Below are 4053 nucleotides of genomic sequence, written 5' to 3'. Positions count from 1 at the left end.
CCGCCCTGAAGCGTTCGCCCTCGAAATCCAACATTGACCATGATCGCAAGGTCGCATAATCTATGCCGCACCCGCCGTCCCAACCTTCAACTGTCTGTGGGACATTGCCGGCCCGAGGGACAAAACTCCTTTCCCCTAAGGGCGCGAAGGGTCCGATGCAGTTCATGCCGGATACATGGAAAGACTGGGGCCGCGGCGACATCAACAGCCTGAAAGATTCGCAGGATGCCGCGAGACGATATGACTCGTTCCTGCTGAACCGATACGGTGGTGACGTTCGCAAAGCTCTCGCCGCTTACAACTGGGGCATGGGCAATCTGGACAAGGATATTGCGAAGAACGGTGCGAACTGGGAATCACATGCTCCTCGCGAAACCCAGGATTACATTGCGAAGATTACCCAGTTGATGCTGCGAAAAGGTCAGAACCTCAATATCAATATCACCAACTCGACCCCGGCCCGTGTGGCTACCTCAATGAACGCAGCGCAGCACTGATATGGCAATAATCTCCGATGCGTATAGGTCGACGTATGATCTGGCTTTCCAGAAGAGTCCGATCATTCTGGTCGGTGGGATCGCAGCAAATACGCTTGGCGGGATGTTGCCCATCATCGCTCTGGGCGGACAGGCACTTGGTGCGGCGCAAGGTGCATTGACGAGCGGAATCTCGACGGATGATTTCTTTGCCACGTACATCCCGATACCCGGATCCACGCTGATTAATCAGCAGATCGCGACTTATTCGTTCGCCAATCAGGCGGTGGCAGCCAATTCGACGATACAGCAGCCGCTGACGATTTCGTTGAAGATGATCGCGCCGGTGAAGGACACGGCTGGCTACCTGACCAAGCTGGCCATCTGGACGTCGCTGCAAAACTCGCTGGTAGCCCACAACGCAGCTGGCGGCCTGTATCACATCGCGACACCTTGGTACGTGTACACGAACTGTCTTCTGCAGAGCGTAACGGACACGACTGGAGGGGGCGGTAAGCAACAGCAGATTGAAGCCCAGTGGGACTTCGTTCAGCCGCTCGTCACACAGATGCAGGCTAACAGCGCTTACAACTCTCTGATGAGCAAACTGTCATCCGGTGCGCAGATTTCCGCGCCCACGACGGCCGGCGCCTCGATATGGTCTAGTGCCGCAACTGCTGTTGGCTCTGCGGCTCAGAACGCAGTATCCAACATCACGAACTTGACTGGCGTGGTCAATCAGTACCTCTCGTCGCCCCTATGAGCACTACGCTGATTGCATTTTCGCCGAACAATTCAGCATCGCCGCCCTTTTCCACCACGGTGACGCTGGACAACGTCAGTTACCAACTCATCGTGACGTGGAACATTTTCGGTCAACGTTGGTATGCGTCATTGCAGGATCAGTCTGGCAATGCTATTTGGACAGGCGCACTCATCGGATCTCCGCTGGATTTCGACATCCTGCTGGCTCCGGGAATTTTCAAATCGAGTACCCTGCTCTACCGAGCCGACACAGGGAATTTTGAGGTCACGTCGTGAGCCGATTTTATTCTCTGACGATCACTCCTCAGGGCAGTACGACGCCGTTCAGGGCTTACACGTCCCATCCGAACAACATCTACGACCCCGCGGCGCTCAATATTGAATATGACGCACTTGTCGGGCCGTATGGAACTCCTAGTGGCGCCTCAACCGTTACCGTCTATGGCATCCCGCTTCAGGACCTAACGCAGGCGCAGCAGTTCGCCGGGATGACGCTGGAACTGAAGTCGGGAATGCGCGCTGGCCTGCCGCTGGCCAACCCTGCGCAAGCGGGCACGATCCTGAAGGGAACGATCTTTCAGTCGTTCGGCAACTGGGAGGGTGTCGACCAAACGCTCGATTTCGTCGTGATTCCGGGCGTCTACACGGTCGATACCCCGGGCAACATCCTGCTCGACTGGAGCGCGGGAATGTCGCTCGCAGATGCGCTCAGACAGACATTCGCGATCGCCTATCCGGGCTTCACCGTCTCGATGAATATCAGCGGCGATCTGGTGCAGAACCATGATGAGCCGCATATCTGCGGAACGCTGGATCAGCTCGCGCAGATCGTTGGCGACATCACTGAAGGCGTATTTGATAACCGTGTGACGATCGGCATTCAGGCCGGCCAGATCGTCGTCTACGACAGCACGTATAAACCGGGGCCGATCCAGTTGAATTTCAACGATTTCGTCGGTCAGCCGACATGGATCGGCATCAATACGATTCAGACGAAATTAGTCGCTCGAGCCGATCTCCAAATGGGTGCAATCGTCAAGATGCCGGAAGGATTGCAGAACGCTCCCGGTTACATCAAAACCAGCGCGAGTGCGTATCCCTCAAGCATCAAGTACCAAACGACGTTTCAGAACAACTTCATCATCAACGAGCTGCGCCAGATCGGCAATTTCCGGTCACCAGATGCCGCTCAATGGTCAACGATAGCGAACTGCATCGTGGTTCCGGGCTAATCGATGTCAGAAAACTACGCCAAACTCTGGGTTCAGCGAAGCGCGAACCAGACCGCGATTAACCGCGCCAGGCAAGCCATTGATAATCTTGGCCGCGCTCTGCCTTGTCGGGTAGTCAAGGTATCGGGCGCGATAGTGACCGTCGCGTTCGAGGTCAACGCTGCGCCCTATACCCTCCCGAACATCACGATCCCGAAATCGGAAAGCACTTGGATCAGGATGCCAACCCAAGTAGGTGACAAGGGCGTCACGATGCCCGCGGACGCATATCTCGGCGGGGTCTCTGGGTTGGGTGGCGGGGTCGCGACATTGACCAGACCGGGCAATCTGAGCGCCCTGGTCTTTGTTCCGGTTAGCAACTCTGGTTCTGGGCCCGATGATCCCAACGCTGCGCAGGTTTGCGGACCCAATGGCGCGATCATCCGAACGACTACCGGGACCGCATCGTCAATTGTGACGAATGACGAAGGCACAACCATCACATTTGGCGGTACGACGTTGGTCATCAATGCGGCCGGTATCACGATGACTGCCAACGGCCAGACGTTCACATGGGGCGGCACACAAGCTGTATCGACGATGCCAATCAAGGCCCCAGATGTGATCCTGCCAAATGGTTCCGCCAATGGTCACTACCATCCGGGCGTCCAGACCGGCACTGGCAATACCGGAACGATGACCGGCTAGTGCGGCGAATAGCTGCCTTTAAGGCCGCCGTATTTGTCCTGCCACATGCTGAACCGATAGCCGTAGTCGGTCGTCCCATTGCTCCAATGAACGATGAGCGAACAATCGATCCGGTACAGGCCGGGTGCGTATTGATAAGCCTCCGTCCCGCCGAGCGTTTTTATCGAGATTATCCGTGCAGCGTTCGCGCCAAGTTCAAGCAGATTGGGAATATTCGCCACCTCCATATCGTGCGCGAGCGGTGCCTGACAGTTCTGCGGGATGCCGGATAGATCAACGGCATACACTGTGCCAGCCGTCAGAAACATCATCGGGCCGATAAATCGTTTCATTTCTATTCCTTGTTGATAAGAGATGTGACGCCAAAATCGTTAGGCTGAAACCGCGGGCAGATGTCGCAATAGCGTTGCACGCCTTCTGCATGTATCTGGTCCGCCACGCTTGCGGGATGGATCTTCTGAGCCCTGAACCATTGCAGCATATGCCGGCACGGGAAGACATAAGTTCCACCCGAGGACTGTACCTGGTGGACGCGGAAAAACGGTGCTATGTGGTCCAGGTTTCGATACGAACTCGAGTAGCTGAAGGGATCGTCAATGAGCCTGAAACAGTGGGCCCGATAATTCCTTGCAGCGCACGAATCGGCAAAGCATTTCAGGACTGCTTCAATCTGGAAAGCGGGCTCTGTTTCTCCGATCACCATTCGCCCTCGCGCATAGAAATGCGTGCCTCGCCATCCACGAACGTAGTGGATCAGTCGCATCGCAGCATTAGCCCCGTCAAAGGCAATGTCCCACAGACAGTTGAAGGTTGGGACGGCGGGTGCGGCATAGATTATGCGACCTTGCGATCATGGTCAATGTTGGATTTCGAGGGCGAACGCTTCAGGGCGG

7 protein-coding genes are annotated in these 4053 nt (G+C 56.0%); 6 read left to right on the top strand and 1 reads right to left on the bottom strand.

Features of this window, described 5'->3' with window-relative positions; translation table 11 throughout:
• The first annotated feature begins 62 nt into the window (after nucleotides 1–62).
• Genes HV711_RS32885 through HV711_RS32865 form a run of 5 tightly spaced genes read left to right on the top strand, consistent with a single transcriptional unit; the run spans nucleotide 63 to nucleotide 3160 of the window.
• Nucleotides 63–497 carry a lytic transglycosylase domain-containing protein gene (locus HV711_RS32885; protein WP_279612681.1) on the top strand — a complete coding sequence of 145 codons (435 nt, stop codon included), beginning with the start codon at nucleotides 63–65 and terminating at the stop codon, nucleotides 495–497.
• A 1-nt stretch (nucleotide 498) separates the two neighbouring features.
• Nucleotides 499–1239: a hypothetical protein gene (locus HV711_RS32880; protein WP_035486378.1), complete on the top strand. Its 741-nt coding sequence runs from the start codon at nucleotides 499–501 to the stop codon at nucleotides 1237–1239.
• Entirely contained in the window at nucleotides 1236–1517 is a 282-nt protein-coding gene (locus HV711_RS32875) for a phage baseplate plug family protein (protein ID WP_035486375.1), read from the top strand. The genes HV711_RS32880 and HV711_RS32875 overlap by 4 nt, the downstream gene beginning before the upstream one ends.
• Complete coding sequence (locus tag HV711_RS32870; protein ID WP_244142801.1) at nucleotides 1514–2473, top strand: hypothetical protein; 960 nt, start codon at nucleotides 1514–1516, stop codon at nucleotides 2471–2473. Before HV711_RS32875 ends, HV711_RS32870 begins: the two co-directional genes overlap by 4 nt.
• Nucleotides 2474–2476: 3 nt before the next feature.
• A complete protein-coding gene (locus HV711_RS32865; RefSeq protein ID WP_051224873.1) occupies nucleotides 2477–3160 on the top strand; it encodes a hypothetical protein in 684 nt (227 codons plus the stop codon).
• Here the strand turns inward: HV711_RS32865 and HV711_RS32860 are convergent.
• A complete protein-coding gene (locus tag HV711_RS32860) occupies nucleotides 3157–3492 on the bottom strand; it encodes a hypothetical protein (RefSeq protein ID WP_035486373.1) in 336 nt (111 codons plus the stop codon). The two genes, HV711_RS32865 and HV711_RS32860, sit on opposite strands and share 4 nt — an antisense overlap.
• A 116-nt stretch (nucleotides 3493–3608) precedes the next feature.
• Here HV711_RS32860 and HV711_RS33345 point away from each other — a divergent pair.
• Nucleotides 3609–4053: hypothetical protein (locus tag HV711_RS33345; protein ID WP_217468978.1), on the top strand; the 445-nt coding region annotated here is incomplete at its 3' end.

The sequence above is a fragment of the Paraburkholderia phenoliruptrix genome (genome assembly GCF_902859825.1).
GTDB lineage: Bacteria > Pseudomonadota > Gammaproteobacteria > Burkholderiales > Burkholderiaceae > Paraburkholderia > Paraburkholderia phenoliruptrix.
Note: the sequence above shows the minus strand (reverse complement) of the source record. Positions and strands in the feature narration are given on the sequence as shown.